The 26,187-nt window shown below is 59.7% G+C and carries 23 protein-coding genes; 6 read left to right on the top strand and 17 right to left on the bottom strand.

The window, feature by feature from the left end:
• Positions 1-71: 71 nt before the first annotated feature.
• The 15 genes from ACQY47_RS23555 to ACQY47_RS23485 form a co-directional block, all read right to left on the bottom strand.
• Positions 72-1,547 (bottom strand): sigma-54 dependent transcriptional regulator, encoded by a 1,476-nt coding sequence (locus ACQY47_RS23555; protein ID WP_017134934.1) that lies wholly within the window; start codon positions 1,545-1,547, stop codon positions 72-74.
• 169 nt (positions 1,548-1,716) lie between these two features.
• Positions 1,717-2,013: a flagellar protein FliT gene (locus tag ACQY47_RS23550; RefSeq protein WP_428552345.1), complete on the bottom strand. Its 297-nt coding sequence runs from the start codon at positions 2,011-2,013 to the stop codon at positions 1,717-1,719.
• Positions 2,014-2,038: 25 nt separating this feature from the next.
• The gene (fliS, locus tag ACQY47_RS23545) at positions 2,039-2,428 is read right to left on the bottom strand and encodes a flagellar export chaperone FliS (protein WP_219266169.1); all 390 of its coding nucleotides are present in this window, start codon (positions 2,426-2,428) and stop codon (positions 2,039-2,041) included.
• 112 nt (positions 2,429-2,540) lie between these two features.
• Positions 2,541-3,905 carry a flagellar filament capping protein FliD gene (gene fliD, locus ACQY47_RS23540; protein ID WP_428552342.1) on the bottom strand — a complete coding sequence of 455 codons (1,365 nt, stop codon included), beginning with the start codon at positions 3,903-3,905 and terminating at the stop codon, positions 2,541-2,543.
• Between the two features lie 82 nt (positions 3,906-3,987).
• Positions 3,988-4,332 (bottom strand): flagellar protein FlaG, encoded by a 345-nt coding sequence (locus tag ACQY47_RS23535; protein ID WP_428552339.1) that lies wholly within the window; start codon positions 4,330-4,332, stop codon positions 3,988-3,990.
• Positions 4,333-4,404: 72 nt separating this feature from the next.
• Positions 4,405-6,144, bottom strand: coding sequence for a flagellin (locus tag ACQY47_RS23530; RefSeq protein WP_428552336.1), 1,740 nt, complete (start codon positions 6,142-6,144; stop codon positions 4,405-4,407).
• A 268-nt stretch (positions 6,145-6,412) separates the two neighbouring features.
• Positions 6,413-7,342, bottom strand: a complete 930-nt coding sequence (locus ACQY47_RS23525; RefSeq protein ID WP_428552333.1) for a ketoacyl-ACP synthase III — start codon at positions 7,340-7,342, stop codon at positions 6,413-6,415.
• Positions 7,343-7,621: 279 nt separating this feature from the next.
• Entirely contained in the window at positions 7,622-9,217 is a 1,596-nt protein-coding gene (locus ACQY47_RS23520) for a flagellar hook-associated protein 3 (RefSeq protein ID WP_428552330.1), read from the bottom strand.
• A 14-nt stretch (positions 9,218-9,231) separates the two neighbouring features.
• Positions 9,232-11,277: a flagellar hook-associated protein FlgK gene (gene flgK, locus ACQY47_RS23515; protein ID WP_219266175.1), complete on the bottom strand. Its 2,046-nt coding sequence runs from the start codon at positions 11,275-11,277 to the stop codon at positions 9,232-9,234.
• 10 nt (positions 11,278-11,287) lie between these two features.
• Entirely contained in the window at positions 11,288-12,559 is a 1,272-nt protein-coding gene (flgJ, locus tag ACQY47_RS23510; RefSeq protein ID WP_032865398.1) for a flagellar assembly peptidoglycan hydrolase FlgJ, read from the bottom strand.
• A gap of 4 nt (positions 12,560-12,563) precedes the next feature.
• Positions 12,564-13,652, bottom strand: a complete 1,089-nt coding sequence (locus tag ACQY47_RS23505) for a flagellar basal body P-ring protein FlgI (RefSeq protein WP_225933067.1) — start codon at positions 13,650-13,652, stop codon at positions 12,564-12,566.
• Between the two features lie 27 nt (positions 13,653-13,679).
• The gene (flgH, locus tag ACQY47_RS23500) at positions 13,680-14,375 is read right to left on the bottom strand and encodes a flagellar basal body L-ring protein FlgH (protein WP_017134923.1); all 696 of its coding nucleotides are present in this window, start codon (positions 14,373-14,375) and stop codon (positions 13,680-13,682) included.
• Positions 14,376-14,428: 53 nt separating this feature from the next.
• On the bottom strand, positions 14,429-15,214 hold the full coding sequence (flgG, locus tag ACQY47_RS23495; protein WP_056859743.1) for a flagellar basal-body rod protein FlgG: 786 nt from the start codon (positions 15,212-15,214) through the stop codon (positions 14,429-14,431).
• A 67-nt stretch (positions 15,215-15,281) separates the two neighbouring features.
• Positions 15,282-16,022 (bottom strand): flagellar basal body rod protein FlgF, encoded by a 741-nt coding sequence (locus ACQY47_RS23490; protein ID WP_017134921.1) that lies wholly within the window; start codon positions 16,020-16,022, stop codon positions 15,282-15,284.
• A gap of 328 nt (positions 16,023-16,350) precedes the next feature.
• On the bottom strand, positions 16,351-17,913 hold the full coding sequence (locus ACQY47_RS23485; RefSeq protein ID WP_305454682.1) for a sigma-54-dependent transcriptional regulator: 1,563 nt from the start codon (positions 17,911-17,913) through the stop codon (positions 16,351-16,353).
• Positions 17,914-18,170: 257 nt separating this feature from the next.
• On the opposite strand from ACQY47_RS23485, the gene phhA reads away from it, so the two are divergent.
• From phhA to ACQY47_RS23470, 3 genes are all read left to right on the top strand, one after another.
• The gene (gene phhA / locus ACQY47_RS23480) at positions 18,171-18,977 is read left to right on the top strand and encodes a phenylalanine 4-monooxygenase (protein WP_017134919.1); all 807 of its coding nucleotides are present in this window, start codon (positions 18,171-18,173) and stop codon (positions 18,975-18,977) included.
• A gap of 97 nt (positions 18,978-19,074) precedes the next feature.
• Complete coding sequence (locus ACQY47_RS23475) at positions 19,075-19,431, top strand: 4a-hydroxytetrahydrobiopterin dehydratase (RefSeq protein ID WP_017134918.1); 357 nt, start codon at positions 19,075-19,077, stop codon at positions 19,429-19,431.
• Positions 19,431-20,624, top strand: coding sequence for an amino acid aminotransferase (locus ACQY47_RS23470; protein WP_428552321.1), 1,194 nt, complete (start codon positions 19,431-19,433; stop codon positions 20,622-20,624). Before ACQY47_RS23475 ends, ACQY47_RS23470 begins: the two co-directional genes overlap by 1 nt.
• 130 nt (positions 20,625-20,754) lie before the next feature.
• Here the strand turns inward: ACQY47_RS23470 and ACQY47_RS23465 are convergent, their stop codons facing one another.
• Complete coding sequence (locus ACQY47_RS23465) at positions 20,755-21,564, bottom strand: UDP-2,3-diacylglucosamine diphosphatase (protein ID WP_017134916.1); 810 nt, start codon at positions 21,562-21,564, stop codon at positions 20,755-20,757.
• Between the two features lie 137 nt (positions 21,565-21,701).
• Here ACQY47_RS23465 and ACQY47_RS23460 point away from each other — a divergent pair, with 137 nt between their 5' ends.
• On the top strand, positions 21,702-22,451 hold the full coding sequence (locus ACQY47_RS23460; RefSeq protein WP_177034568.1) for an AraC family transcriptional regulator: 750 nt from the start codon (positions 21,702-21,704) through the stop codon (positions 22,449-22,451).
• 276 nt (positions 22,452-22,727) lie between these two features.
• Positions 22,728-23,612, top strand: coding sequence for a DMT family transporter (locus ACQY47_RS23455; protein ID WP_099548867.1), 885 nt, complete (start codon positions 22,728-22,730; stop codon positions 23,610-23,612).
• Between the two features lie 3 nt (positions 23,613-23,615).
• Here ACQY47_RS23455 and ACQY47_RS23450 read toward each other — a convergent pair whose 3' ends face one another.
• The gene (locus ACQY47_RS23450; RefSeq protein WP_428552316.1) at positions 23,616-23,903 is read right to left on the bottom strand and encodes a SelT/SelW/SelH family protein; all 288 of its coding nucleotides are present in this window, start codon (positions 23,901-23,903) and stop codon (positions 23,616-23,618) included.
• An 84-nt stretch (positions 23,904-23,987) separates the two neighbouring features.
• Between ACQY47_RS23450 and ACQY47_RS23445 the strand changes: the two genes are divergently transcribed.
• Positions 23,988-26,177 carry a patatin-like phospholipase family protein gene (locus ACQY47_RS23445; RefSeq protein ID WP_428557382.1) on the top strand — a complete coding sequence of 730 codons (2,190 nt, stop codon included), beginning with the start codon at positions 23,988-23,990 and terminating at the stop codon, positions 26,175-26,177.
• Positions 26,178-26,187: the final 10 nt, after the last annotated feature.

Raw genomic sequence — 26,187 nt, 5'->3', positions numbered from 1 at the left:
GTTGCGAGGGCTGTAGCAATACCCGTGCCGAAAAAAAACTACTGATATTTCAGTAGTTTAAAAAACAGGCGTCAATCATCCGCCTGTTCATCACCTTCCCGGCGGCTCATACCGTACTTGCGCATCTTCTCCACCAGGGTGGTTCGACGGATGCGCAAGCGTTCGGCGGCGCGGGCAACAATGCCGTTGGCATCGTCGAGCGCCTGCTGGATCAGGCCCTGTTCGAGGCTACCGAGGTAGTCCTTCAAGTCCAGGCCTTCGGGCGGCAGCATGGCGGTGGAGCCGAAGTCCGGCGTGTGGCCGTTGATGGCTACGCGTTCTTCCAGGTCGGTGCGCAGGCTGTCGACCAGTTGTTCGTCTTCGTCGTCGACGTAGCGGAATTTCTTCGGCAGCTCGACCACGCCGATCACACCGTAGGGGTGCATGATCGCCATGCGCTCTACCAGGTTGGCCAGCTCACGCACGTTGCCCGGCCAGCCGTGGCGGCACAGGGACATGATCGCGGCGGAGTTGAAGCGAATCGAACCGCGCTTTTCGTGCTCCATGCGCGAGATCAACTCGTTCATCAGCAACGGGATGTCTTCCACGCGTTCGCGCAGCGGGGCCATCTCGATGGGGAATACGTTGAGGCGGTAGTACAGGTCTTCGCGGAAGCTGCCGACCTCGATCATGCTTTCGAGGTTCTTGTGGGTGGCCGCGATGATGCGCACGTCGACGCTCTGGGTCTTGTTGCTACCCACGCGCTCGAAGGTGCGCTCCTGCAACACGCGCAACAGCTTGACCTGCATCGGCAGCGGCATGTCGCCGATTTCGTCGAGGAACAAGGTGCCGCCGTTGGCCAGTTCAAAACGCCCGGCACGGCTGGTGATCGCCCCGGTAAAGGCGCCCTTCTCGTGGCCGAACAGTTCGCTTTCGAGCAGCTCTGCCGGGATCGCCCCGCAGTTGACCGGCACGAAAGGCCCGTCGCGGCGCTTGGAGTGGTAGTGCAGGTTGCGGGCGACCACTTCCTTGCCGGTGCCGGATTCGCCAAGGATCAGCACGCTGGCGTCGGTGTCGGCGACTTGCTGCATCATCTGGCGCACGTGCTGGATCGCACGGCTGGTGCCGACGAGGCTGCGGAACAGGTTGGGTTCACGATGACGGCCGCGCTCGCGGGCCTGGTCATACATCTCGCGATAGACCTGGGCACGGTGCAGCGAATCGAGCAATTTGCTGTAGCTGGGCGGCATTTCCAGGGTTGAAAGCACGCGGCGGCGCTGGTCTTCCGGCAGGTCCACGGAAGAAATATCGCCCATCAGCAACACCGGAAGGAACTCATCCCAGGTCGACAGTGTCTTTAACAGGCCCAAAATGGCGCCAGGAGCATTTACCGTCCCGATCAGCACACAGATAACTTCACGGCTCGACGACAAAGAGCTGACCGCCTGCTGCCAGTCATGGCTGCCGCAGGGTAAATTTTCTTCACCGAGAAAATTTAAAATCACCGCTAAATCGCGGCGGCGGACGCTATCGTCATCAATCAGCAGAATTTTGGTTTCACGCCACATGCAATAGCAACTTCCCTAGTAAAACTTCCTGCCCCAGAGTGAGGGCAATCGAGACGCCTGTAGGACTTCATACCTTACTGACGCCTGAAATCTGAAAACAGCACTAGTTAAGTCAAAAATACGAGCACAGTCAAATATATGACGCGCTGTTCGGATTAACTGAGCCAGTTCAGCCGAACAGATGGTAAACCTTTGACGCACTTTGCGCGCGGTTGATCTGCGACATCTCTTCGAAAATCGCCTGGCGCTCGCCGGTCGTGACCTCCAGCAACTGCTGATACACCGCCAGCAAACTCTCCAGCTTCTCGCGCAGCCCGTCTTCGTCTTCTGGCGCCTCGCTGAGCGCCTCATCAATCACCGCGCGGCAACCCAGGTCCAACTCGCCAACAGCTTCCCAATTGCGTTCAGCCAGCGCGCCGATAAGGGCTTCGCGGGTTTCGTCAATGCGCTGCAGTGCTTGGCTCATGATGTGTACCTCAAGGCTACCCGCCTTATTGTGGAGCGATGGCATCCCAGCCACTTTTCACGGTAATCAGCAACCGTGCGACTTCATCGATAACTTCCGGATCGTTACTCGCGTTGGCTTGCACCAAGCGTGTATTCATATACTCGTAAAGGCTGTCCAACTGCTGGATCGCAGCCGGGTCTTCAGCTTTTTCTTCATCCAGACCCTGACGCAGGCCGGTAATGATGTCGATGGCTTTAGTGATCAACACGCATTTTTGCGCGACGTCGCCACGCGACATCGCGCCCTTGGCCTGCGCCAGGCGATCAAGGCCACCCTCCAGCAGCATCTGGATCAGGCGATGAGGGCTGGCCTCGGATACCTGAGCGTGGGAATTGACCTTCTGGTACTGACGAAGGGCTTTCATCGGATTCATGTTGCTACCTCGTTAAACGCCAAAAGGCGATTAGGTGTGCTCTAACCAGTTTTTCGACCATAACGTCAAAAACTTTAGTGCGGCCGGGACGGGCGGATCACCACCCTACCCGTCAGGTCGACTTAGGATTGTTCAGCGAGTTGAGCGTGGTCATGATGCTGGAGCTGCTGGCATTGATCTTGGCGATCAATGTGTCCATCGCCGTGTACTTGGCGCTCAGGGACAATTGCAGAGCGTCCATGCGGCGATCCAGGTCAGCCTGCTGCACCGTCAAGTCGCTGAACTTGGTGTTCAAGTCCTTGACCCGCGAAGCCAGCGTGCCCGTGGTACCCACATAGCTATCGGTGGCTTTGTTCATGCGCGAGATCAAACCGTTGGTGCCGGTGAACAGCTTGGCGATATCGGTCGGGTTCTTCGCCACGGCGGCATCCCACTGCTTGTCATCCAGCGACAGCAAACCGGTTTTCTGGTCAGTGGTAATACCCATCTGCGACAGACTGCTGATCGAGCCGCTGCCCGAACCGTTGACCAGCTCGCTGCGGATGCTCGACACCAGGTCGCGCATCGACGCATCACCCGTCAACGCACCGGCCGTGGTGGTCGCCTGGTCGCCGGTGGCGGTGACCTTGGTCTGCGCGTTGATCGCGGTCATCAGCGTGTTGTAGGCAGTCACGAACGACTGCACCGACGTCTTCAAAGTCGCCGTGTTGCTGGCCACGCTGACGGTGGTGGTCTTGCCCGTTTCCGTCGGTGCGACCAGATCCAGGGTCACGCCACTGATCGCGGACGTCACCGTGTTGCTGGTGGACTCCATCTTGATGCCATCGATGGAGTACTTGGCATTCACTGCCGCCGGGCCCTTGTCGTAGCCGACCGCCAGGTCCGCATCACCGCTCAGGGTGATATCAGTGCCGACGCCGCTGTTGGTGGAGCCAATGACCAGGCGCGAACCATTCGAGTCACTCAGCACGTTGGCGCTGATGCCCTGGGCCGAGAGCTGGGTGTTGATCGACTCACGGACCTGTTGCAGGGTCGCACCACCACTGATGATGACGTTGTAGCTCTTGCCCGACTGGTTGATCGTCAGGGTTTGGTTTTCTTCACCGGTGTTTGCCACGGCAGCCGCGCCCGTAAACAGCTTGCTGGTGACTTTCGAGGACGTCGCAAGGTTGTCCACCACCAGCGCGTACTTGCCGCTCGAGGCGCCATCGCCAAGGGTGACCTTGACGTTTTTGTCGTCGGTGGTCGTCGCCGCCAGGCCATTGAACGAAGCGGCGCTGTTCAACTTGGTGATTGCCGTCCGGTAAGCTTCCAGCGCACTTTTGACCGAGCCAACAGCCGACAACTGAGTGGTTGTGACCGTTTGCTGCTTGGTGATCTGGGACTGCTTGGGTGCTTTTTCAGCCCCAACCAGCGCCTTCACGATACCTTGGGTATCGTAGCCCGAACCCGGGCCGGTAATCGTTGAACTCGCCATTTGTTCTTCTCCTGTCCTGTGGCTGCCGCTTTCTTGGCGCAGTGTCGCCTATACGGCAATCAGAAACATGTTTCGTGCCAACTCAGGCCTTGCTGTCAAACAGCACGCTGCTGGCTTTGCTCAGGTCCTGCGCCAATTTCAACGCAGTCTCGGATGGAATCTGTCGAATCACTTCACCGCTGTCGGTCGCGATCACTTTGACCACGACACGACCGGTGGAGTCGTCGATGGAAAAGTCCAGGTTTCGCTGGGAAGCCTGCACAAATTCACGAATGTCGGTGACTGCTTTTTCCAGCGCCTGGCGCTGCGGCTCTACAGTGGGCGCCGAATCGGTCTCGGTTGCAGGACGAGGCTGCGCCGCAACGGCGGCATTGGCCTGGGTCGTGCCAGCCGGGTAAGACGCGTTCAGCTTGATGCTCATGTCCATGTCATCACCTCATAACTGAAAAAACGGAAGGGCACGTAGACGTACCCTTCCGTTATCTAACCGCTACCGATATTACTGAAGCAGCTTCAGTACAGCGGAGCCCAGCTGGTTAGCCTGGGACAGGATGGCGGTGGAAGCTTGTTGCAGGGTTTGCTGCTTGGTCAGCTCGGCGGCTTCGGAAGCGAAGTCGGCGTCCTGTACGCGGCTACGGGCTGCGGTGGAGTTTTCCGAGATGCTTTGCAGGTTGGCCACGGTGCTGTCAAAACGGTTCTGAACCGCACCCAGCTGGGAACGCTGGCTGTCTACTTGCTGGATCGCACCTTCCAGAGCCTGGATGGTTTGCTGAGCGCTGGCGGCGTTCAGGATGCTGAGGTCAGCAACGGTGGTGTCCATTTTGGTAGCAGTGGTGGTCACGGCTGCGGCAGCAGTCAGACCCAAAGTGGCCAGGCCAGTACCCGCGCTGCCGTCAGCAACAGTGATGTCCTTGGTGGAGAACAGGTTCAGGGTGTTGTCTGCGTTTTTGCTGGCAGTCACGCCGGTGCTGGCGCTGTTGATGGACGACACGATGTCAGCCATGGTCGAACCAGCAGTGAACTTCACTTCGGTACCGTTCAGGCTGACCGAGGTAGCCGCACCCAGCTTGGCTTCAGTAGTACCGGCCGACAGCCCCAGCTTGGCCAGTGCACCAGCACCGCCGTTGGCAGCAACGCCAGTACCGTTGCCCAGTTTGATTGCCTTGCCATCAGCCGAGGCCAGTTCCAGACGACCGTCAGCCGAAACAGAAGCAGTTACGCCGAACTTGTTGGTGGTGTTGGATGTGTTGATCTTGCCAGCGATAGCGGCCAGGTCGTCACCGGCAGCGAAGGCAACGTTGGTGCCGTTGACGTTGATTTCAGCAGCAGCAGTCAGCTTGCCTGGAACGGCAGGAGTGGTAGTGGTTACACCACCAGAGGCAGTAGCAGCGCTCAGACCGGAAGTAGTGGTACCAGTGATGGCGATCGCGGAGTTCGAAGTCAGAACGATCGTCGCACCGGTTTTGCTAGCAGTAACACCAGTAACACCGGCGCTGTTGATGGCAGTGATGGTGGCGTCAATGTCTGCGCCGCTAGCAACGTTTACGTCGGTGCCATTGATTTTGAACGTTTCAGCAGCGGTAGGAGCAGCGTAAGTAGCACCAGTCTGAACAAACGGAGTGGTGGTGCTGGTAGCCGGAGTACCGCCAGGCAGAACAACAGCGCTACCAGTTACGGAAGCCGACAGAGTGGTAGTAGTACCATCCAGCTTAGCTTCGCTGTAAGTACCTTTCAGGCCAGTAGCGCTCAGGTCGCTCATGCCGAACGAGATGGTCTGGTTAGCGTCCGAACCGATCTGGAAAGCTACGTTCTGGAACGAACCGTCCAGCAGGTTACGACCACCGAAAGTAGTGGTTTGGGCGATACGGGTCAGTTCACCGGATTTAGCGGTGAATTCTTGTTGCAGGGAAGCACGGTCAGCGTCGCTTTTATCACCGTTCGCGGACTGCAGAGCCAGTTCACGCAGACGTTGCAGAATGTTGGTGGACTCTTGCATCGCGCCTTCAGCGGTCTGGGCGATGGAAGTACCGTTGTTGGCGTTGGCGATGGCAACGGTCATGCCTTTGACCTGGGAGGTCAGACGGTTGGCGATTTGCATGCCAGCGGCGTCGTCTTTAGCGCTGTTGATTTTCAGGCCGGAAGACAGGCGGGTCATCGAGGTGCTCAGAGCATCACCGGCTTTGTTCAGGTTTTTCTGAACAGACAGGGAAGTGATGTTGGTGTTTACTGTTAAAGCCATGACGAAATCCTCGTGGGGTTGTTTACTGCGGCTTCCGGCCCTGGCAACCGCCGGGTGTGGCCTAGAGAACCTTCGTAATAGTTATCGTCGTGAAAGCAGGTTGCTTGAGGACTTTTTTGATTTTTTTTACTAGCACGGGGCCATCCTTTGTAATTCAAGCATTTACGATAGCCCAAAGCGCCGCAATTGCTGGGTTTTCTGGCGCCAAATAAAAAACGCCCAGGCTGTTTTCAGCCTGGGCGTTTTTATGTGCTGCGCTATCAGGGCATCACGGGCGATAGAGAATCGCCGAACCCCACGACAGGCCTACACCAAAACCGCTGATTGCCACGCGCTTCCAGGTAGCATCCATCACATGCTTTTCCAGCAGCAGCGGAATGCTCGACGACACGGTATTGCCAGTCTCGACCATGTCCTTGATGAACTTGTCCACCGGTGCATCTTCAAAACGCCGCGCCACGGCATCGACAATCGCCGCACTGCCTTGGTGAATGCAGAACGCATCGATGTCGTCAGCCTTGAGGTCGGACTCATTGAGCAACTCGTGCAAATGCGCCGGCACCTTGAGCAAGGCAAAGTTGAATACCTGGCGGCCATTCATAAAGAACACGCCGTCGCTGACCTTCAGGTGCGGTGCGCCGGAACCATCAGTGCCGAACTTGGACTTGCCCAGCAACCATGGCGCACCCTCGCCCATCCAGGTGGCGGTGGCGGCGTCGCCGAACAACATCGTGGTGTTGCGGTCTTCCGGGTCGACGATCTTTGAATACGGGTCGGCGGTGATCAGCAGGCCGTTTTTCAGGCCGGCGGCTTCCATGAAACCCTTCATCGCGTAAATGCCGTAGACATAGCCGGAGCAGCCCAGGGAAATATCGAAGGCGGCCACATGGGTCGGCAGGCCGAGCTTGTCCTGAACGATGGCGGCGGTGTGGGGCAAACCCTCTTCGTCGCCGTTCTGGGTCACGACGATCAGCGCGTCAATCGACTCACGCTTCAAATCCGGGTTGTTGGCAAACAAAGCGTTGACCGCCTCGACACACAGATCGGAGGTTTCCTGCGCGGCTTCCTTGCGCGGCAAGAACGCCGAACCGATCTTGCCAATGATGAACTCTTCATCCTTGGCGAATTTGGCACCCTGGGCGTAGTTATCGATCCCGTCTGCCGGCACGTAACTGGCGATGCTTTTTATGCCAATCATTGTGGCTTCCCAATACTAAATAGCTGGAGAACACCCCGCGAACTGCCTCGGGGGCGCTGACAATAAAGGGGATAACCCCGCAAAAACCTCGCTGAAAGCCTGCGCGCAACGACTTGGCGACGACTTATCCTTTTCACACGATACAGTGAAGATGCGCTTTATGACTCACAGGTCACTCAATTTTGTGTGCTTTGTGCAAAACGTTCAAACAATTGAGTCGCAAAAAAGACAACGGCCCACCCCGTTTCCAGGGTGGGCCGTTGGGTTGCTGCCAGCCGATCACATCTTGCTGAACAGGCTCAGCTGCGAGATTTTCACGAATGCCAACTGCGACGCTTGCAGCATGGTCTGTTGGAGCGTCAGGTTGACCGCCGCTTCAGCCATGTCCACGTTACCCAGAGAACTCATGGTCGAGGTATTGGCGATGCCCAAGCTGGTGTTCTCTTGCGTCTGGATATCCAGAGTGTTCAAACGCGCGCCAATGGAGCCCCGCACCTGGTCGATCTGGATCTTGGCGTTAGACAGGTTGCCGATGGACCTGGCCACTACGTCTTTAAGCTCTTTCTGCGCAAGCGGATTGCCATCTGACGGTGTTTCGAGGGTTTTACGCAACTTACTCAGCGTATCGAGCACATTTTCGTTCTTGTTGCTGGTAGCCCCAATCGAAAACTGGTCGCCCTCTGCCGGCGCCGGTGCGGTGGTGACATCGAAGGTCACCCCGGCAGCCGTGATAGACGTCGCACCGGTCGCCAGCGTGCCGTTGGCGATGGATTTGCTGTCCGTCGTATAAGGCTGCGCGTACACGTTGTAGGCACCGGCAGCGCCAAACTTGACGATCACGCCAGAGTTGGGGAACGTGCTGGCGTAAGCCGTCGAATCAGTGACCTGCCCACCGCTCAACTGCGCCGTAGTCGGATTGCTCGGCGTACGGGAAACACTAAACGTGTCCGGCTTGACCGCCAGGCTGAAGGCTCGATCTTTGACCAACGCATCGGACGGCGCACCCGGCGCCACGTCTTTGCCCAGGCTCAGGCTGATGTCGAACTTGACGCCGCGCAGGCTAACGCTTGAGGCGCCTTCCTTGGTGGAGTCAAACGTGCCGTTGCCCGGAATCTCGGAGGTAATGTCCTTACCCGTATTATCACTTACGGTGTATTGCGTGCTGCTGACGAATGTCAGCTTATAAGGCTGGCCATCGGCAAAGCTGCTGCTGTAACTGGTGCCCGAAGCAATGAGCCCTGCCGAGATGGCCACTTTGCCGTCATCGACCGCTGGCGGCACAAGAATAGGCGTGGTCTGGGTGCGGCCGGTGTTCGCCGAATTTTCCAGCATGGTTTTCGCGGTATCGCCCATCGAGATCGACAGGTTCTGCGACACCTTCAGACTCAACGGCGTGTCGTCGCCCTGGTAACTGTAGGTGCCATCGTTGTTGCGAGAATACGGTGGCGTGTCAGTCTTGCTCCCGGAAAACAGATAATTCCCATTGGCATCCTTGGAGTTGAGTAAGCCCAGCACCTGGTCCTCGATGGAGCCAACCTCGGCGGCGATGGACTTACGGTCCGCATCACTGATGCCGACGTTACCCGCCTTCAACGCCAGCTCGCTGGCCTTTTGCAGCGCCGTGTTAATGCTGTCCAGCACATTGTCTTCGCTGCCGAGCGCGTTTTTCAGCGTGTCGATATTGCCGTTGAACTGCCCAAGCATGTCTTTCTGCTGCTGCAGCATCAACAGCCGCGCCGCCGCCACAGGATCATCGGCTGCCGTTTGCACGCGAACGCCGGAGCTTGCCTGATCCTGAGCCTTGACCACGCTGGAATAGTTATCCTGGTACTTGGCGGAGCTGGTCTCGAAATATTGCTGTGTAGAAATACGCATCGTCCCAGCCTCCTTTAAAGTGCGTTGATCAGCGTGCTGAAGGTTTCTTGCGCGGCCTTGATGATTTGCGACGACGCGGTGTAGTACTGCTGAAACTTGATCATGTCGCCGGCCTCGTCATCCAGGTTAACCCCCGACACCGAGTTGCGTGCTTCCTTGTTGGCGCTGAGCAACGCACCGGTGGCCGCAGTGTCTACGTTGGCTTGGCTAGCCTTGGCACCTACCGTCGAAACCAGTTTGCTATTGGCGCCCACCAGGCTCACGCCCGCGTTACCGTCGCCCATGCCCACACTGGCTTTGGTTTGCAGGTTCAGCAGTTCCTGGGCATTACGGCCATCGGATTTACCGCCGCTGTTAAAGGCAAAGGTGGTGCTGTCGCCGTCAGCCGGGGAGCCGTTGATGGTCGTGTCAAAGCTGAAGCTCTTGCCGGTGATAACCGCACCGCTGGCGTCACGCATCGGCACATTGACCGTAACTTTGTTGCCCTGCCCCGGAATGATGGTGCCGGAGCCAATCGGGTTACCCTGGGCGTCACTGAGGCTATAGGACTGCGTGCCGTCGGCAGCCGCTTTGCCGAAGACCATTTTGACCGGCATCGAATTTTCGATACCGGCGCGCAATTGGGCCGTGTCGGCCCCCCCATGGATATCCAGTGGCACGGTCAGGGACGGCTGTGTGAAGGTACCTGTACCCGAATTGGTCTTGCTGCTGGTACCCGACAACGGACCGGCAAAAGCCAGTTTGTTTGCATCAGTGAGCGCCACACCAATACTGCTCGCCCCGGTCGCCGTAGGGCTGACCTTGAAGCTGTCACCAAACGCCATCGCCCCCTTGCCGTCCAGCGCCAGGGTGAAGCCATCCATCTGCGGCAGTGGTGTAGCAGTGATATCGAAGGTACCCATCGCCTTGCCGTCCGAGCGCAACACAGTGACCTTATTAGGGTTGGTGTTGTCGCTGAAGGTCACCTTGTAGTCGAACGTGGTCAGCTTGCTGCTGTCGCTGATCGATACATTCAGGTTGCCCGCACCGGCACTGTTACCCGAAGCACCCTGGCTTCGCGTAGCAATCGCGGCTGCGCTGTTGATGTCTTTAAACAGGGAGATCCCGAAGTCACCATTCAAGTCCAGGCCTTGGCCGAGCTGGTTATTGATGGTGTCTGCCGTCGCGATGGCGATACGCCCAAGGTCGTTGATGGCCGGCATCAATGCATCACTGCGATAACGCAACAGGCCACCGATACTGCCGCCGGTGATCACCGAGCCCAAGTCCAGACTGGTGCCGCTCACATTCAACTGAATGGTGTACTGGCTGTTATCGGTTTTGCTCGGCACCGCCGAAATAGTATTGGAAATGCCCCCCTCCACTAGCGACTGGCCACTGCCGGTGGTGACACTGAACTGGCCATTCTTCTCGGTGGCCGTCACTCCGATCAACTCATTGAGCGAGCGTACGGCTTCGTTACGCGAATCGAGCAAGTTGGCCGGCGCGTTACCCGACGCGCCCTGAGCCTGGGAGATTTGTTTGTTGAGCGAAGCGATCGAGGAGGTCAGTTGATTGACCTGGTCACTCATACTGCTCAACTGGCTATTGATGGTTTCTTTCTGCTGCGTCAACTGCGTCGAGATCGCGTTGAAACGGCTGCTCAGGGTCTGGGCATTGGTCACCAGCAACTGGCGGGCCGACAGATCACTGGGGTTCGATGCCGACGTCTGCAACGTAGCGAAGAACGAACTGAGCACCGAAGACAGGCCGGTGGTCTTGTCAGACAGCACCTTATCAACCGCGCTGACCTGGTCCTGATAAGCCTTGGCATCGTTGTTCAGCGCAGTACTGTTCTGGTAAGCCGTGTCCAGGTATTCGTTGTACACCCGGCGCACGTCAGCCAGGGTGGTGCCGCTGCCGATGAACACACCACCGAACTGGTTCGACGCATTGGCGGTCTGAGCGCTTTGCTGGCGCGAGTATCCCGGGGTATTGACGTTGGCAATGTTGTTACTCAAGACCGACAACGAGCCTTGAGCGGCATTGAGTCCTGACATCCCGATACTGAGCAAACTCATGGTTCAGACCTTATAAATGTGTGGTTGCGCCAGCGGCAGCGAAATTCTGGTAACTGTTCATCGTTTTGGCGATCTGCGAAATCTTGCTGGCGTAGTCCGGGTCGGTTGCATATCCGGCTTTTTGCAACTCGCGTACAAACTGTTCCGGGTTGTCGGCTGATTTCACAACTTCTTTATAGCGATCATTGCTTTGCAGCAATGTCACGAGGTCGTGGAAGCTGTCCTGGTAGGAGTTGTAGGAGCGAAATTGCGCCGTTTCCTTGACCATCGACCCATCACGAAACTCGCTGGTGATTGCACGCGCCTGGCCGCCCTGCCAGCTCTGCCCGGCCTTGATGCCGAACAGGTTGTGGCTGCTGCTGCCGTCCTCGGCGCGCATCACCGATTTACCCCAGCCGGTTTCCAGCGCGGCCTGGGCCACCAGGTACTTGGGATCGACGCCGATGCGCGCGGCGGCCGCCTTGGCCATCGGCAGCATGGTGGCGACAAATTCATCCTGCGAGCTGAAGGCTTTTTTCGCCGGCGCCAGCGGTGGCTGGGCAATCGCTCGGCCATAAACCTGCATGCGCCCGCTCGGCACGGCAAAGTTGCGCGCGGTGCTGTTGACCACGTTATCGGTGGCGGCGCTGTTACGCAGTGGCGCACTCGCGGCCTGCGTGGCGGGCTGAGTGCTCGGCACGATACCGGCCAGCAGGCGATCGGTCAGCTTGCTCGGCAACGCCATGCGGCGCTGGTTCATCAGTTCCATGTCGTTGGTGTGCGCACTGGCGCCTTGCGGCTCTGCAACGCGGTAAGCCCACAACGGCCGCTGGCCATTGGAGCGCCCCAACGGGCCATTAGCCAGGGTGCCGGCGCCGATTTCAGTCGGCACATCAACCTTCTTGGCCTTGACCGGCTCGGCCGCCGCCGGGCCTTGCAAGGTCGAGGACTGCGCCTCGACCGGCTTGTTCTTCTGCATCTGGCGCATCAGCACGTCAGCCAAACCGATACCACCGCCTTCGCGGGACATCGAGACCGCCAACTGCTGGTCGTACATTTCCTGGTACTGCTTGGCAGCCGGGGTGTTCAGCGGGTTGTCCTTGCCCAGCGCCTCGGTGGCCGAACGCATGGACTTGAGCATCTCGCTCAGGAACAGCGACTCGAACTCCTGCGCCACTTTGCGCATGTTGCCTTCGCTGTTCTTGTCGGCGCCGACCTTGAGCTGGTTCAGCCGGTTGAGGTCGGAGTAAGACCCCGAATCCGCCGTGCTGGTGAACCCGCTTTTGTGCATATCCATGGCCATGGCCTTAGATCACGATCAGGTCGGCTTGCAAGGCGCCGGCCTGTTTCAAAGCTTCGAGAATCGCCATCAAGTCGCCGGGCGCTGCGCCCACCTGGTTCACCGCGCGGACAATTTCATCCAGGGTGGTGCCGGGGCCGAATTTGAACATCGGCTTGGCTTCTTGCTGGGCATTGACCCGCGAGCGCGGTACCACTGCCGTCTGGCCATTGGACAGCGGCCCAGGCTGGCTGACGATCGGGTCTTCGGTGATGGTCACGGTCAGGCTGCCGTGGGTGACCGCCGCTGGCGACACCTTGACGTTCTGGCCGATCACGATGGTGCCGGTGCGCGAGTTGATGATGACTTTGGCCACTGCCTGGCCCGGGTCGACTTCAAGGTTTTCCAGGATCGACAGGTAGTCGACACGCTGGCTTGGGTCGAGCGGCGCCGTCACACGGATCGAGCCGCCGTCGATGGCTTGTGCTACGCCAGGGCCGAGCATGTCGTTGATCTTGTCGACCACACGCTTGGCGGTGGTGAAGTCCGAACGGTTGAGGTTCAGGGTCAGGCTGTTGCCCTGGTTGAAACCGCTGGGCACGGTGCGTTCAACCGTGGCGCCGCCGGGAATGCGACCGGCCGATGGCACGTTCACGGTGATTTTCGAGCCGTCACGGCCCTCGGCGTCAAAACCGCCGACCACCAGGTTGCCCTGGGCAATGGCGTAGACGTTGCCGTCGATACCTTTGAGCGGCGTCATCAGCAAGGTGCCGCCACGCAGGCTTTTCGAGTTACCGATGGAGGACACGGTGATATCCACCACCTGGCCCGGCTTGGAGAACGCCGGCAAGTCGGCACTGATCGACACGGCCGCGACGTTCTTGAGCTGCACGTTGCCCGACCCAGGCGGCACCTTGATGCCGAACTGCGAGAGCATGTTGTTGAAGGTCTGCAGGGTGAACGGCGTCTGGGTGGTCTGGTCACCCGTACCGTTAAGCCCCACCACCAGCCCGTAGCCGATCAATTGGTTGGAGCGCACGCCGGAAATACTGGCGATGTCTTTCAACCGCTCGGCGTGTGCTCCTGCGCTCAAGGCCAGCAATAACGCGGCAGCCATCAGCTGTTTGAGGTTCAAAATGGCCACCTAGAAAGGGAACAGCGGGCTAAGGAAGAAACGGTCGAACCAGCCCGGCTGACTCGCATCAGCAAACGAACCCGTACCCGAGTAGGTAATGCGTGCATCGGCAATGCGCGTGGACGGCACGGTGTTGTCGGTGGAAATATCATCGGCACGCACCATGCCCGCGATACGCACCAGCTCGTCGCCGGTGTTGAGGGTCATCCACTTTTCACCGCGTACGGCGATGATGCCGTTGGGCAATACATCCGCCACCGTTACGGTGATCGAACCGGTCAGGCTGTTGCCCTGCCCCGCCGCGCTCTTGCCATTGGTGGCACGGTCGCCGCTGTAACCGGCGTTGAGGCTCAGGTCGCCATCGCCCAAAGGGTTATTGGTGGTCAGGCCGCCACCAAACAGCGAGGTCAGGCCGATGCCGGTCTTGCTGGTCTTGCCGATCTGCGAGTTGGCATTCTTGCTGGCCTGGGTCTTCTCGTTCAACGTGATAGTGATGATGTCACCCACACGGAAGGCCTTGCGGTCGCTGTACAGGTTCTGTTCGAAACCGGCCTGGTAAATCGAGCCATTGTTGGCCGCCGCCGGCAACGGCGTGCGCGGCAACACCGGCGCGTAGTACGGGTCATTGGGTTTTGGCGTCGGGGCGACACAGCCCGCGAGCACGGCGATCCCACTCAATGCCAGAACAGAAACATAGCGATTCATGACCCTTACCTCACGGTGTTGCAGGCGCCGCAATAGGCGCCCCATAGACTTGATTACAGATTCTGCGTTACGAACGAAAGCATCTGGTCGGCGGTGGAAATCACCTTGGAGTTCATCTCGTAGGCGCGTTGGGTGGTGATCATGTTGACCATCTCCTCAACCGTGCTGACGTTGGAGGTTTCCAGGGTTTGCTGCAGGGTGGTACCGAAGCCGTTGAGACCTGGGGTGCCGATTTGCGGCGCGCCGCTGGAGGCGGTTTCCAGGAACAGGTTGTTACCCATGGCCTGCAGGCCGGCCGGGTTGATGAAGTCGGCGGTTTGCAGGTTGCCGATCACTTGCGACGCCGGGTTGCCGGCCACGGTGATGGACACGGTGCCGTCGGTGCCGACGGTAAAGGTCTTGGCATCGGCTGGAACCACCACAGCCGGCTCCAGCGCGAAGCCGTTGGCGGTGACGATCTGGCCATTGGAGTCCAGGTGAAAAGTACCGTCACGGGTGTAGGAAGTAGTGCCATCCGGCTGCAGGATCTGGAAGAAACCCCGGCCGTTGATGGCCATGTCCAGCGGCTGGTTGGTTTGCTGCAGGTTACCGGCGCTGAAGTTCTTCTGGGTGCCGACGATCTGCACACCGGTACCCAGTTGCAGGCCCGACGGCAGTTCGCTGTCCTGGGTCGACTGGGCGCCTGGCTGGCGCTTGATCTGATAAAGCAAGTCCTGGAACTCGGCGCGATCACGTTTGAAACCCGTGGTCGACACGTTCGCCAAGTTGTTGGAGATGGTGGTCAGGTTGGTGTCCTGCGCGGCCAAACCTGTTTTGGCAACCCATAGAGCCGGAAGCATAGTGTTCTCCTTCGTGCGCCTGTTTGTTGGCGCTGTGCTGCAAAATTAGTCTTCAGTAAACCGGCAATCAGCTCATCGACAGAACGCGGGTCATGGCCTGGTCGTCTTCTTTAGCGCTGTTCATCATCTTGATGTGCAGCTCGAACTGCTTGGAGAGCGACAGCACGGCGGTCATTTCTTCCACCGCATTGACGTTGCTCGCCTGCAGGAAACCCGAGGTCAGCCGCACGTTCGCGTCGGCCTGGGCCGGTTTGCCATCCTTGGTATGGATGGCGCCATCCAGGCCCTTGGTCATGTTCTTGAGGTCGGGCTGGACCAGCTTGATGCGGTCCACTTCAGCCATCACGCGCGGGCCTTCGCCCATGGCGCGGATGCTGATGGTGCCATCGGCGCCCACTTCGATTTTCTGCTCGGGCGGCACGGCAATCGGGCCACCGTTGCCCATCACCGGCATGCCGTTGCCGGCACGCAACACGCCCAACGCATCCACATTCATGCTGGCGCTGCGCACGTAGGCTTCGCCGCCATCCGGGGTTTGCACGGCCATCCAGCCGTCACCGCTGACCGCCACATCGAGGTCGCGACCAGTTTCAATCATGGCGCCCTGGGAGAAGTCGGTGCCCGGCCGTTCGGTCATGGCAAATGCCCGCGCCGGAAAGCTGTCACCGAACACCGGCATCGAGCGCGCCTGCTCCAGGTCCCGTTGAAAACCGTTGGTGGAAATGTTCGCCAGATTGTTGGCATGGGCCTTTTGCGCCAGTGCATTCTGGCTGGCGCCGGTCATTGCCACATAAAGGTACTTGTCCACGCTCTATCCTCTTTCTGACGGACGCTTGCCGCCCACCGTTGCTCTGATGAGGCTTAAGCAATTTGCGAACCAACTTTTTAAAATAGATTGAAGTCCATATGCGGCGGGGGTTTGCGGGCAGGCTTAGAGATTAGGTGGCAGGGATAGAGTCGAAAAAACGGCGGACTACTGCCGCCTGCGGCAAGCACCGGTCTTAAGGACGACAAAGATCAACTGTGGGAGCTGGCTTGCCTGCGATAGCGGTGGGTCAGTGATAAATGGGCCAGCTGACACACCGCTATCGCAGGCAAGCCAGCTCCCACAGTTTTAACCCCAGTGTGTCAGCAGGTTATTTATCGGTCTTGAGGATTTCGTAATCGCGCAACTTATTGGCAATGGTGGTGTGCGACACCCCAAGGCGCTTACCCAGCTGCCGACTGCTCGGGTGCTCGGCGTACAAAGCCTCCAGCACCGCCTTTTCAAACCGCCCAACGATGTTCTCCAACCCGCCTTCCAGGGAAAAATCCCCAAGCGGCTGGCGCACCCCATAATCCGGCAGGCGAATATGCTCAGCCTTGACCATGCCGCCGTCGCACAACGACACCGCCTGAAACAACACGTTTTCCAACTGCCGCACATTGCCCGGCCAATGGTAGTGACTGAGCCGGTCCATCGCCGCCGGCGCCAGCTTGGGCAGCGGGCAACCAATCTGTCGACTGGCCTGGTCAAGAAAGTGCTCAACCAGCGGCGCCAGGCCATCCAGGCATTCACGCAGCGGAGGGATATGCAGCGACAGCACGTTGAGCCGGTGATACAGGTCCTGACGGAATTCGCCACGGGCACAGAGTTCCGACAGGTCCACCTGGGTGGCACAGATCACCCGCACATCGAGGTACACCTCTTCATCACTGCCCACCCGGCGAAAGCAGCCGTCCTGCAAAAAGCGCAGCAATTTCACCTGCAAGCGTGCGCTCATTTCCCCCACGCCATCGAGAAACAACGTACCGCCCGCCGTCAGCTCCAGCAGGCCCAACTTGCCCTCGGCCCGCGCCCCTTCAAATGCGCCGGGGCCGTAGCCGAACAGCTCGGTCTCGGCCATCGACTCCGGCAGGCCCGCGCAATTGAGCGCCATCAAGGGCGATTGCCCGCGCGGACTGGCCAAGTGGCAAGCGCGTGCCAGCAACTCTTTGCCGGTGCCGGTTTCGCCTTCTATTAATAGCGGCGCATCCAGCGGCGCCATGCGCCGGGCTTCGCGCACCACCGCGGCCATGACCCTGGAGCTTTGGAAAATACTGTCGAAGCCGCGCAGCTCTTGCTTGCGCACATTGTAGATACGCTCGCCCACACGGTCGGCACGGTGCAGGGTCAGCACGGCACCGGCCATGGCCTCGCTGTCGTCGTGTTCGGAAGACTGCAGCGGCGCGATGTCCGCCAAAAACACGTCACCCTTGACCTTGACCCGCAAGCCGTTGATGCGCGATTTGCTCGCACGCACCAACTCCGGCAGGTCGAAATCCTCGGCATAACGCGACAGCGGAATGCCCGGCACCTCGTCCACCCGCACCCCGAGCAACTGCGCCGCCGCGCGGTTGGCGGCGACGATGGAGCCGCCCATATCAATCGACAACACCGGAAACTCCAGGGCGCCGAGCAGCGCATTGAGCTCCATATGCCGACGTTCGCTGGGCATCAGCCCTACCCTTTTAACGCCAAATACCCCGGCAATTGCTTCGAATTGCGGGCGCAGCGCCTGGAACTGCATGTTCACAAGGTTGGGGCAAAACAGGTAAATGGCGTTGCCATGTTCACCGCCTACCTCGCCTTTGGCGACGTTGACGCCGTATTCCACCAGCAGGTTGAGAATGTCCCGCAGGATGCCGATACGGTTCTGGCAGTGCACTTTAATACGCATGAAAAAGCCCAAATGGTGGGAAAGCGCCGGGGCTTTTTGCCGCTGGGCGCAGATAGTCGTCAAGATTATGTGACAGCTTGTGACCTTTTCCCAGCCCAAGACAACGAGAGGCCGGCATACCGTAACGAAAACTTTACGAATAACGGTAACTTTTCCTACGCGCAAGCACCGGAGCCCGATGGAATCCGTCGCCTTCCGCGTTATCAATAGGCTCATCGCAGGACATAACAAGAACGAATGCCTAGCAGGAGAGCCGTATGAAGCAGACGCACTACGTGGCCCGCGAGCCCGATGCGCAAGGTTTTATCCACTACCCGCCGGAAGAACACGCGGTGTGGAACACCCTGATCACGCGCCAATTGAAAGTGATCGAGGGACGCGCCTGCCAGGAATATCTGGACGGCATCGACAAGCTCGGCCTGCCCCTGGACCGCATCCCGCAACTGGGTGAGATCAACAAGGTGTTGGCCGAAACCACCGGCTGGCAAGTTGCCCGCGTCCCCGCACTGATCCCCTTCCAGACCTTCTTTGAATTGCTCGCCAGCAAGCAATTTCCGGTGGCGACCTTTATTCGCACCCGCGAAGAACTGGACTACCTGCAAGAGCCGGATATTTTCCACGAGATCTTTGGCCACTGCCCGCTGCTGACCAACCCATGGTTTGCCGAGTTCACCCACACTTACGGCAAGCTCGGCCTCGCGGCCACCAAAGAGCAACGCGTGTACCTGGCGCGCCTGTACTGGATGACCATCGAATTCGGTTTGGTGGACACGCCGCAAGGTCGACGCATCTACGGTGGCGGCATCTTGTCGTCGCCTAAAGAAAGCGTGTATTGCCTGTCGGATGAACCCGAACACCAGGCCTTCGACCCGCTGGAAGCAATGCGTACGCCGTATCGCATCGACATCCTGCAACCGCTGTACTTCGTACTGCCCGAGCTTAAGCGCCTGTTTGAAGTGGCGCAGGAAGACATCATGGGCATGGTCGAGCGCGGTATGCAGTTGGGTCTGCATGCGCCGCTCTTCACCCCAAAGGCAGTGCCGCCCAAACCCGAAGCTGCTTGAACCTTACATTTTGAGGCCAGGTGAATCTGTCCCCTGGCCGCGCGTTGCTTTAGGGTAACGCCCACTGATCTCAATCTTTCGAATTCAGGACACCCCCATGACCACCTTGAACCAAGCCCACTGCGAAGCCTGCCGCGCCGATGCCCCACAAGTCAGCGACGAAGAGCTGCCGGTACTGATCAAGCAGATTCCCGACTGGAACATCGAAGTACGCGACGGCGTGATGCAGCTGGAAAAGGTTTTCCTGTTCAAGAACTTCAAGTTCGCCCTGGCCTTTACCAACGCCATGGGTGAAATCTCCGAAGCCGAAGGCCATCACCCGGGCCTGCTCACCGAGTGGGGCAAAGTCACCGTGACCTGGTGGAGCCACTCGATCAAAGGCCTGCACCGCAACGACTTCATCATGGCCGCGCGCACCGACGAAGTGGCCAAGGACGCCGAGGGCCGCAAGTAATGCATTTTGATGCCATTGGCCGCGTGCCCGGGGACCCGATCCTCGGGCTGATGGACCTGTATGCTCAGGACGCCAACCCGAACAAGTTCGACCTGGGCGTGGGTGTGTATAAGGACGACCAGGGCCTGACGCCGATTCCGCACTCGGTAAAACTGGCCGAACAGCGCCTGGTGGACACGCAAACCACCAAGACCTATATCGGCGGCCATGGCAATGCGGCCTTCGGTTCGCTGATCAGTGAGCTGGTGCTGGGCGCCGATTCAGCGCTGATTCGCGAGCGTCGCGCCGGTGCTACGCAAACCCCTGGCGGCACCGGCGCGCTACGCCTGAGTGCCGACTTTATCGCGCAAAACCTGCCCGGCCGCGGCGTGTGGCTGAGCAACCCGACCTGGCCGATCCACGAAACCATCTTCGCCAAGGCCGGGCTCAAGGTCAGCCATTACCCGTATGTGGGCGCGGATAACCGCCTGGACGTGGCCGCGATGCTCGCAACACTGGCCACCGTGCCCAAAGGCGACGTGGTGTTGTTGCATGCCTGCTGCCATAACCCGACCGGTTTTGACTTGTCCCAGGACGACTGGCGCCAGGTGTTGCGCATCGTGCGCGAACGGCAATTGCTGCCATTGATCGACTTCGCCTACCAGGGCTTTGGCGACGGCCTGGAGCAGGACGCCTGGGCGGTACGGTTATTTGCCGCCGAGCTGCCGGAAGTGCTGGTCACCAGTTCCTGCTCGAAGAACTTCGGCCTGTACAGCGACCGTGTCGGCGCGCTGATCGTGTGCGCGGCAGACGCCGAGAAGCTCACGGACGTGCGCAGCCAACTGGCGAATATCGCGCGCAACCTGTGGTCGACGCCGCCGGATCATGGCGCCGCAGTGGTAGCGACCATCCTGGGCGACGCCGAGCTGAAAAAGCGCTGGAGCGATGAAGTCGAGGCCATGCGTTCACGCATTGCCCAACTGCGCTCCGGGCTGGTGGAGGCGCTGGCGCCCCACGGGCTGGCCGAGAAGTTTGCGCATATTGGTGCGCAGCGCGGGATGTTTTCCTATACCGGTTTGAGTGCTGAGCAGGTCAAGCAACTGCGCGAGAAGCACAGCGTGTATATGGTCAGTTCGGGGCGGGCGAATGTGGCGGGTATTGACGCGACACGCCTGGCATTACTGGCCGAGGCCATCGCCGACGTCTCGAAATAACTGAAGAAACCCAATCAAATTGTGGGAGCTGGCTTGCCTGCGATTACGGTGTGTCAGTCACTGAATAAGTTGACTGAACAACCGCCATCGCAGGCAAGCCAGCTCCCACATTTTTGACCGTGCGAACCTTCTAGCCCGCAACCATCTCAGCTTTGAGCAGCGCCTCTTTAGCCTGCGCATCCGCCAACCGATACAACTCGATACTGCCATCCCAGTGCTCGATCAACGCGGTGCACGACTCCACCCAATCCCCGCAATTAAGGTAGTCCACCTCGCCCACCTTGCGAATCTCGGCATGGTGAATATGCCCGCACACCACGCCATGCAGCTCGCGCTTGGTCACTTCGTGGGCGATCGCTTCTTCGAAATCGCTGATAAAACTCACCGCCGTCTTGACCTTGTGTTTCAGGTACGCCGACAACGACCAGTAGCCATAGCCATACCGCGCACGCCAGTGATTGAGCCAGCGGTTGAGCGTGAGGGTGAACTCATAGGCCGAATCGCCCAGGAACGCCAGCCAACGGTGGTATCGGGTGATCACATCAAATTGATCACCATGAATCACCAGCAAGTGACGGCCATCGGCGGTAACGTGTACGGCCTCATCCACCAGCTGGATATTGCCCAGGATCAGCTTGGAGTAGCGGCGCAGGAATTCGTCGTGGTTGCCGGTGACGTAGATCACCTCGGTGCCGCGCTTGGCCATGGTCAGCAGGCGGCGGATCACATTAGTATGAGCCTGAGGCCAGTACATGCCGCCGCGCATTTTCCAGCCGTCGATGATATCGCCGACCAGGTAGACCTTGTCGGCGTGGTAGCCCTTGAGGAACTGTGACAGGTGCTCGGCCTGGCAATCCCGGGTGCCCAAGTGCACGTCGGAGATCCACAGGGTACGAACCCGTTGTTTGCGGCTGGGTTTGGCGAACTCGGCACTGGTCATGGGCATCCCTCGACGGTGTTTTCGCGAGCTTGCGCCCAGGCGGTTAATAGCCCATGACAACTGTGCGTCATTCTGATGACAGCGATCAAAGCCCTTGAAGCGTTGTAGACTGCAGGCCTGCTGCCCAGGAGACCGCGATGAGACCGACCCTCACGCTGCGCCACTACATTGAAGAGCCGCTCGCCCACAGCCATGACCACGCCCAACTGGTGTTCGGGTTGTCGGGGCACCTGGACCTGGAAGTCGATGGCCTTGGCAGCCAGGTGCACGCCAGCAGCGTGATGGTGCTGCCCTTCTCGGCCCACCATGCCTGCGGCAGTCGCGACGGCAGCCGCTGCCTGGTGCTGGATGTTCCCGACGAGCATTGGGTGGCGCAGTCCTTGGGCGAACACGCCGACACCAGTCGCCGCCTGCTCGATCAACCGGCACGACTGACACTGGACGCCCGGCAAAGCCAGTTGGTGCAATGGCTGGCACACAGCCCGGTGGATGACCCGCTGATCGCCCAGCAAGGCGCGGTGTTGTTGCTGGCCAGTCTCAATCATCCGCTGGCCCAACCGCTACCGGGCAAGCGTTTGCCGTATGCCGCGTTCAATGCGCATATCGAACGCCATGCTGCGCGCCCGTTGCAGGTGGCCGACCTGGCGCGTATTGCCGACCTCTCGGTAGCGCGCCTGCATGCACGTTTTATGGCCGAGTGCGGGCAAACACCGATGGACTACCTGCGTAGCCGTCGCCTGCACATGGCGTTGAAACTTTTGCGCGAGACGCCGCTGCCTGTTGGCGAAATTGCCGAGCGCGTCGGCTACGCCTCGCAAAGTGCCTTCTCTGCCGCCATGTTGCGAGAATTTGGCGCATCCCCCGGCGCCTTACGCCGCTCATCGTAAGCATAAAGTCTGACCGCCCAGGCGGCTGATCCCAACAGCGAACACCGTCACTGTGGCGAGCGGGCTTGCCCCGCGTTGGACTGCGCAGCAGTCCCATTTTTGGGGTCGCTTCGCAACCCAACGCAGGGCAAGCCTGCTCGCCACAGGTTATTCGTTGCCTAATGGGATGATTGTGATGAGAGGCTGGCGCTAAGATTCGCGAGGTCCGCGACAGACACCGGCGCACCCAACCCTCTAGACTGCGATTCTGTCACCCCCGTTGGTTCAAGGATCGCAATGACTCCCCGCTCAGCCCTTGGCGCCCTGCATATCGGCGCACTGATGTTTGGCCTCACTGGTGTTTTCGGCAAGCTGGCAGCCGCCTCGCCGGCCATCATCGTGTTTGGTCGCGCCGCCTTTGCCGTAATCGCCCTGGCGATCTTTGCGCGATTTGCCAGCAACACCACCTGGAAAACCCTGGAGATGCGCGACTGGCGTCGCCTCGTGGTCAGTGGCGTGCTGCTGGCGGCGCATTGGGTGACCTTCTTCATTGCCGTCAAAGTCGCCGGGGTGGCCGTCGCCACCCTTGGCTTCACCGCGTTCCCGGCCTTTACCGTGATGCTTGAAGGGCTGATCTTCCGTGAGCGCATTCGCGCCAACGAAGTGTTGCTGGTGGCGCTGGTCACGGTGGGCCTGGTGTTGGTCACGCCAGACTTCGACCTCGCCAGCCAAGCCACGGGCGGCCTGCTGTGGGGGATTCTCTCGGGCCTGTTGTTCTCGCTGCTGTCGCTGAACAACCGCGCCAGCTCCGGGCGCATTCCGGCGGTGCAGGCTGCGCTGTGCCAGAACGTGGTGGTCGCGGCGTGCCTGCTGCCAGTCGCAGCACCGGGCCTGGCGGATGTACGTGCGATTGACTGGCTGTGGATCGGTCTGCTCGGGGTGTTCTGCACCGGCCTGGCCCATAGCTTGTTTGTCGCCAGCCTCGCGGTGATCAAGGCGCGCACCGCCTCGGTGGTGTTCGCCATGGAGCCGGTCTACGGCATCACCGTGGCCTGGCTGCTGTTTGCCGAAACCCCGACCTTGCGCATGCTGCTGGGCGGCGCGCTGATCATTGTCGCCATCGTGCTCTCAGGCTTGATGGGCAGTGCCAGCCAGGCCAAACAGCCGGCAGCCACCGCGTAGCCTTCAGGCTTGGCGGTCGTTGTGCCCCAGGTCGCGCTGCGGGTCGATCTGGTCGCGCACGCGCTGCTTGAGTACCTTGGTCTCTGGAAAGCCGCCGTCGGCCTTGCGCTCCCAAATCTGCACACCGTCGCAGGTGATGCGAAACGCCCCGCCGGTGGCTGGCTCAAGCGCCACACGGCCCAAGTCATCGGCAAATGTACTCAACAATTCCTGGGCCAGCCACGCCGCGCGCAACAGCCATTGGCATTGGGTGCAATAGGTGATGACGATCTCGGGTTTGCTGGCAGACATAATTAGAGAAGTTCCTGACATATCGGGCACGGACGATCGAGTGACTATAATACCGGCCTTTATCGCCCAGCCTCGAGATTCATGATGCGCCGCCTGTTGTCCTGCCTGTTTCTGTGCCTGCTTCCCCTGATCGCTGATGCCGTCGAAAGCCCACGCCCCAAAATCGGCCTGGTGCTGTCCGGCGGTGCCGCCCGTGGCCTTGCGCATATTGGCGTGCTCAAGGCCCTGGAGGAGCAAGGTATCCATATCGATGCTATCGCCGGCACCAGCATGGGCGCGGTGATTGGCGGCCTGTACGCCTCGGGCTACAAGATCGATGAACTGGAAAAGCTCGCGCTCAATATCGACTGGCAGCAGGCATTGTCCGACGCCCCGCCGCGCGAAGATGTGCCGTTTCGGCGCAAACAGGATGACCGCGATTTCCTCGTCAAACAAAAACTCAGCTTTCGCGATGACGGCAGCCTTGGCCTGCCGCTCGGCGTGATCCAGGGCCAGAACCTGGCGCTGCTGCTGGAAAGCATGTTCGCCCACTCCAGCAATACGCGTAACTTCGACAAGCTGCCAATCCCGTTCCGCGCTGTGGCCACCGACATCACCACCGGCGAAAAAGTGGTGTTCAGCAAGGGTCACTTGCCCCAGGTGATCCGTGCGAGCATGTCGATCCCGGCAGTGTTCGCTCCGGTGGAACTGGACGGACGGCTGTTGGTGGACGGCGGCATGACCGACAACATCCCACTGGATGTGGCGCGCGAAATGGGCGTCGACATCGCTATCGTCGTGGACATCGGCACGCCGCTGCGCTCACGCAAACAACTGGCGACGGTCGTGGACGTGCTCAACCAGTCCATCACCCTGATGACCCGACGCAACTCAGAAGAACAACTCAAGGCCCTGCATCCCAAGGATGTGCTGATCCAGCCGCCGCTGGCCGCCTACGGCGTGACGGACTTCGGCCGCGCCAAGGACATGATCGACGCAGGCTACCGCGCCACCCGCGCCCTCGACGTGCGCCTGGCGCATTTGCGCCCCGCCGAACCGATCGACCCACAATTGGTTGAGGCCCGCACCCCGGGCGAACGCACGCCGGTGATCACCGCCATCAAGGTGGAGAACGACTCGAAAGTCAGTGACGACGTAATTCGCTACTACATTCGCCAAACCCTGGGCGAGCCGCTGAATCTGGGCCGCCTGCAAACCGACATGGGCACGTTGTACGGCCTGGATTACTTCGAGCAGGTGCAATACCGCGTGGTGAAAAAGGGCCAGGACAATACCCTGGTCATCAGCGCGCGCGGCAAACGCAGCGGCACCGACTATTTGCGCCTGGGCCTGAACCTGTCGGATGACATGCGCGGCGCCAGCGCTTACAACCTCGGCGCCAGTTACCGCATGAACGGCATCAACCGCCTTGGCGCCGAATGGCTGACGCGCGTGCAGATTGGTGATCGCCAAGAGCTGTACAGCGAGTTCTACCAGCCACTGGATGTGGGCTCGCGCTATTTCGTCGCGCCTTATATCAGTGCCCAGGCGCAGAACGTCGACCTGGTGCTGGACAGCGACCCTATCGCCGAATACCGTCTGGAGCGCTACGGTTTTGGTTTGAACGTGGGGCGCCAGATTGGCAATAGCGGCGAGATCCGCTTCGGCGTCGGTGAAGCCTGGGGCAAGGCAGATGTGCGTGTTGGCGAGCGCGACTTGCCGAGTGTGAGCTTCAATGAGGGTTTCTATGAGCTCAAGTACTCGTTCGATTCGCTGGATAACGTGTACTTCCCCCATACCGGCGAAGACATCGGCCTGGCCTTCCGAGAGTTCGAGCCCGGCCTGGGTTCGGACCAGCGCTACCGACAGTGGGAGTTCAAGCTGGACAAGGCCATGAGCCACGGCCCGGACACCTTGATACTCGGCGGTCGTTATGGGCGCACGCTGGATAAATCCGACGTGGTGGTTTCCAGCTTTCTGCTCGGCGGTGCGCGGCAATTATCAGGCTTTCGCGAAGACTCAATCTCGGGGCAGAACATCGCACTGATGCGTGCTGTGTACTACCGCCGCCTGACGCCGCGCTCATACCTGCCGCTGGATTTCCCGCTGTACCTCGGCGCCTCGATGGAACGCGGCCGGGCGTGGAACAACGATAACCAGTTCGACAGCGGGTACATCAATGCCGCGAGTATTTTCCTCGGTTTTGATACGCCGTTAGGGCCGCTGAATTTCAGCTATGGGTTCAATGATGACAAGCAGCAGGCGGTGTACCTGAACCTGGGGCAGACGTTCTAGCTGGATGCCA

The sequence above is a fragment of the Pseudomonas edaphica genome, assembly GCF_965277385.1.
Classification (GTDB): domain Bacteria; phylum Pseudomonadota; class Gammaproteobacteria; order Pseudomonadales; family Pseudomonadaceae; genus Aquipseudomonas; species Aquipseudomonas edaphica.
This window is presented reverse-complemented; position numbering and strand designations above follow the sequence as displayed.

What these genes read in the sequence shown, in the direction of transcription:
- flgJ (WP_032865398.1), bottom strand. Translation starts at nt 12,559, where the DNA reads ATGGCCATGGATATGCACAAAAGCGGGTTCACCAGCACGGCGGATTCG.
- flgK (WP_219266175.1), bottom strand. Translation starts at nt 11,277, where the DNA reads ATGAGTTTGCTCAGTATCGGGATGTCAGGACTCAATGCCGCTCAAGGC.
- ACQY47_RS23525 (WP_428552333.1), bottom strand. Translation starts at nt 7,342, where the DNA reads ATGATTGGCATAAAAAGCATCGCCAGTTACGTGCCGGCAGACGGGATC.
- ACQY47_RS23520 (WP_428552330.1), bottom strand. Translation starts at nt 9,217, where the DNA reads ATGCGTATTTCTACACAGCAATATTTCGAGACCAGCTCCGCCAAGTAC.
- ACQY47_RS23445 (WP_428557382.1), top strand. Translation starts at nt 23,988, where the DNA reads ATGCGCCGCCTGTTGTCCTGCCTGTTTCTGTGCCTGCTTCCCCTGATC.
- ACQY47_RS23475 (WP_017134918.1), top strand. Translation starts at nt 19,075, where the DNA reads ATGACCACCTTGAACCAAGCCCACTGCGAAGCCTGCCGCGCCGATGCC.
- ACQY47_RS23555 (WP_017134934.1), bottom strand. Translation starts at nt 1,547, where the DNA reads ATGTGGCGTGAAACCAAAATTCTGCTGATTGATGACGATAGCGTCCGC.
- ACQY47_RS23550 (WP_428552345.1), bottom strand. Translation starts at nt 2,013, where the DNA reads ATGAGCCAAGCACTGCAGCGCATTGACGAAACCCGCGAAGCCCTTATC.
- ACQY47_RS23535 (WP_428552339.1), bottom strand. Translation starts at nt 4,332, where the DNA reads ATGGACATGAGCATCAAGCTGAACGCGTCTTACCCGGCTGGCACGACC.
- ACQY47_RS23505 (WP_225933067.1), bottom strand. Translation starts at nt 13,652, where the DNA reads ATGGCTGCCGCGTTATTGCTGGCCTTGAGCGCAGGAGCACACGCCGAG.
- ACQY47_RS23485 (WP_305454682.1), bottom strand. Translation starts at nt 17,913, where the DNA reads ATGCGTATTAAAGTGCACTGCCAGAACCGTATCGGCATCCTGCGGGAC.
- ACQY47_RS23465 (WP_017134916.1), bottom strand. Translation starts at nt 21,564, where the DNA reads ATGACCAGTGCCGAGTTCGCCAAACCCAGCCGCAAACAACGGGTTCGT.
- ACQY47_RS23460 (WP_177034568.1), top strand. Translation starts at nt 21,702, where the DNA reads ATGAGACCGACCCTCACGCTGCGCCACTACATTGAAGAGCCGCTCGCC.
- ACQY47_RS23530 (WP_428552336.1), bottom strand. Translation starts at nt 6,144, where the DNA reads ATGGCTTTAACAGTAAACACCAACATCACTTCCCTGTCTGTTCAGAAA.
- fliS (WP_219266169.1), bottom strand. Translation starts at nt 2,428, where the DNA reads ATGAATCCGATGAAAGCCCTTCGTCAGTACCAGAAGGTCAATTCCCAC.
- phhA (WP_017134919.1), top strand. Translation starts at nt 18,171, where the DNA reads ATGAAGCAGACGCACTACGTGGCCCGCGAGCCCGATGCGCAAGGTTTT.
- ACQY47_RS23450 (WP_428552316.1), bottom strand. Translation starts at nt 23,903, where the DNA reads ATGTCTGCCAGCAAACCCGAGATCGTCATCACCTATTGCACCCAATGC.
- flgH (WP_017134923.1), bottom strand. Translation starts at nt 14,375, where the DNA reads ATGAATCGCTATGTTTCTGTTCTGGCATTGAGTGGGATCGCCGTGCTC.
- flgG (WP_056859743.1), bottom strand. Translation starts at nt 15,214, where the DNA reads ATGCTTCCGGCTCTATGGGTTGCCAAAACAGGTTTGGCCGCGCAGGAC.
- fliD (WP_428552342.1), bottom strand. Translation starts at nt 3,905, where the DNA reads ATGGCGAGTTCAACGATTACCGGCCCGGGTTCGGGCTACGATACCCAA.
- ACQY47_RS23455 (WP_099548867.1), top strand. Translation starts at nt 22,728, where the DNA reads ATGACTCCCCGCTCAGCCCTTGGCGCCCTGCATATCGGCGCACTGATG.
- ACQY47_RS23470 (WP_428552321.1), top strand. Translation starts at nt 19,431, where the DNA reads ATGCATTTTGATGCCATTGGCCGCGTGCCCGGGGACCCGATCCTCGGG.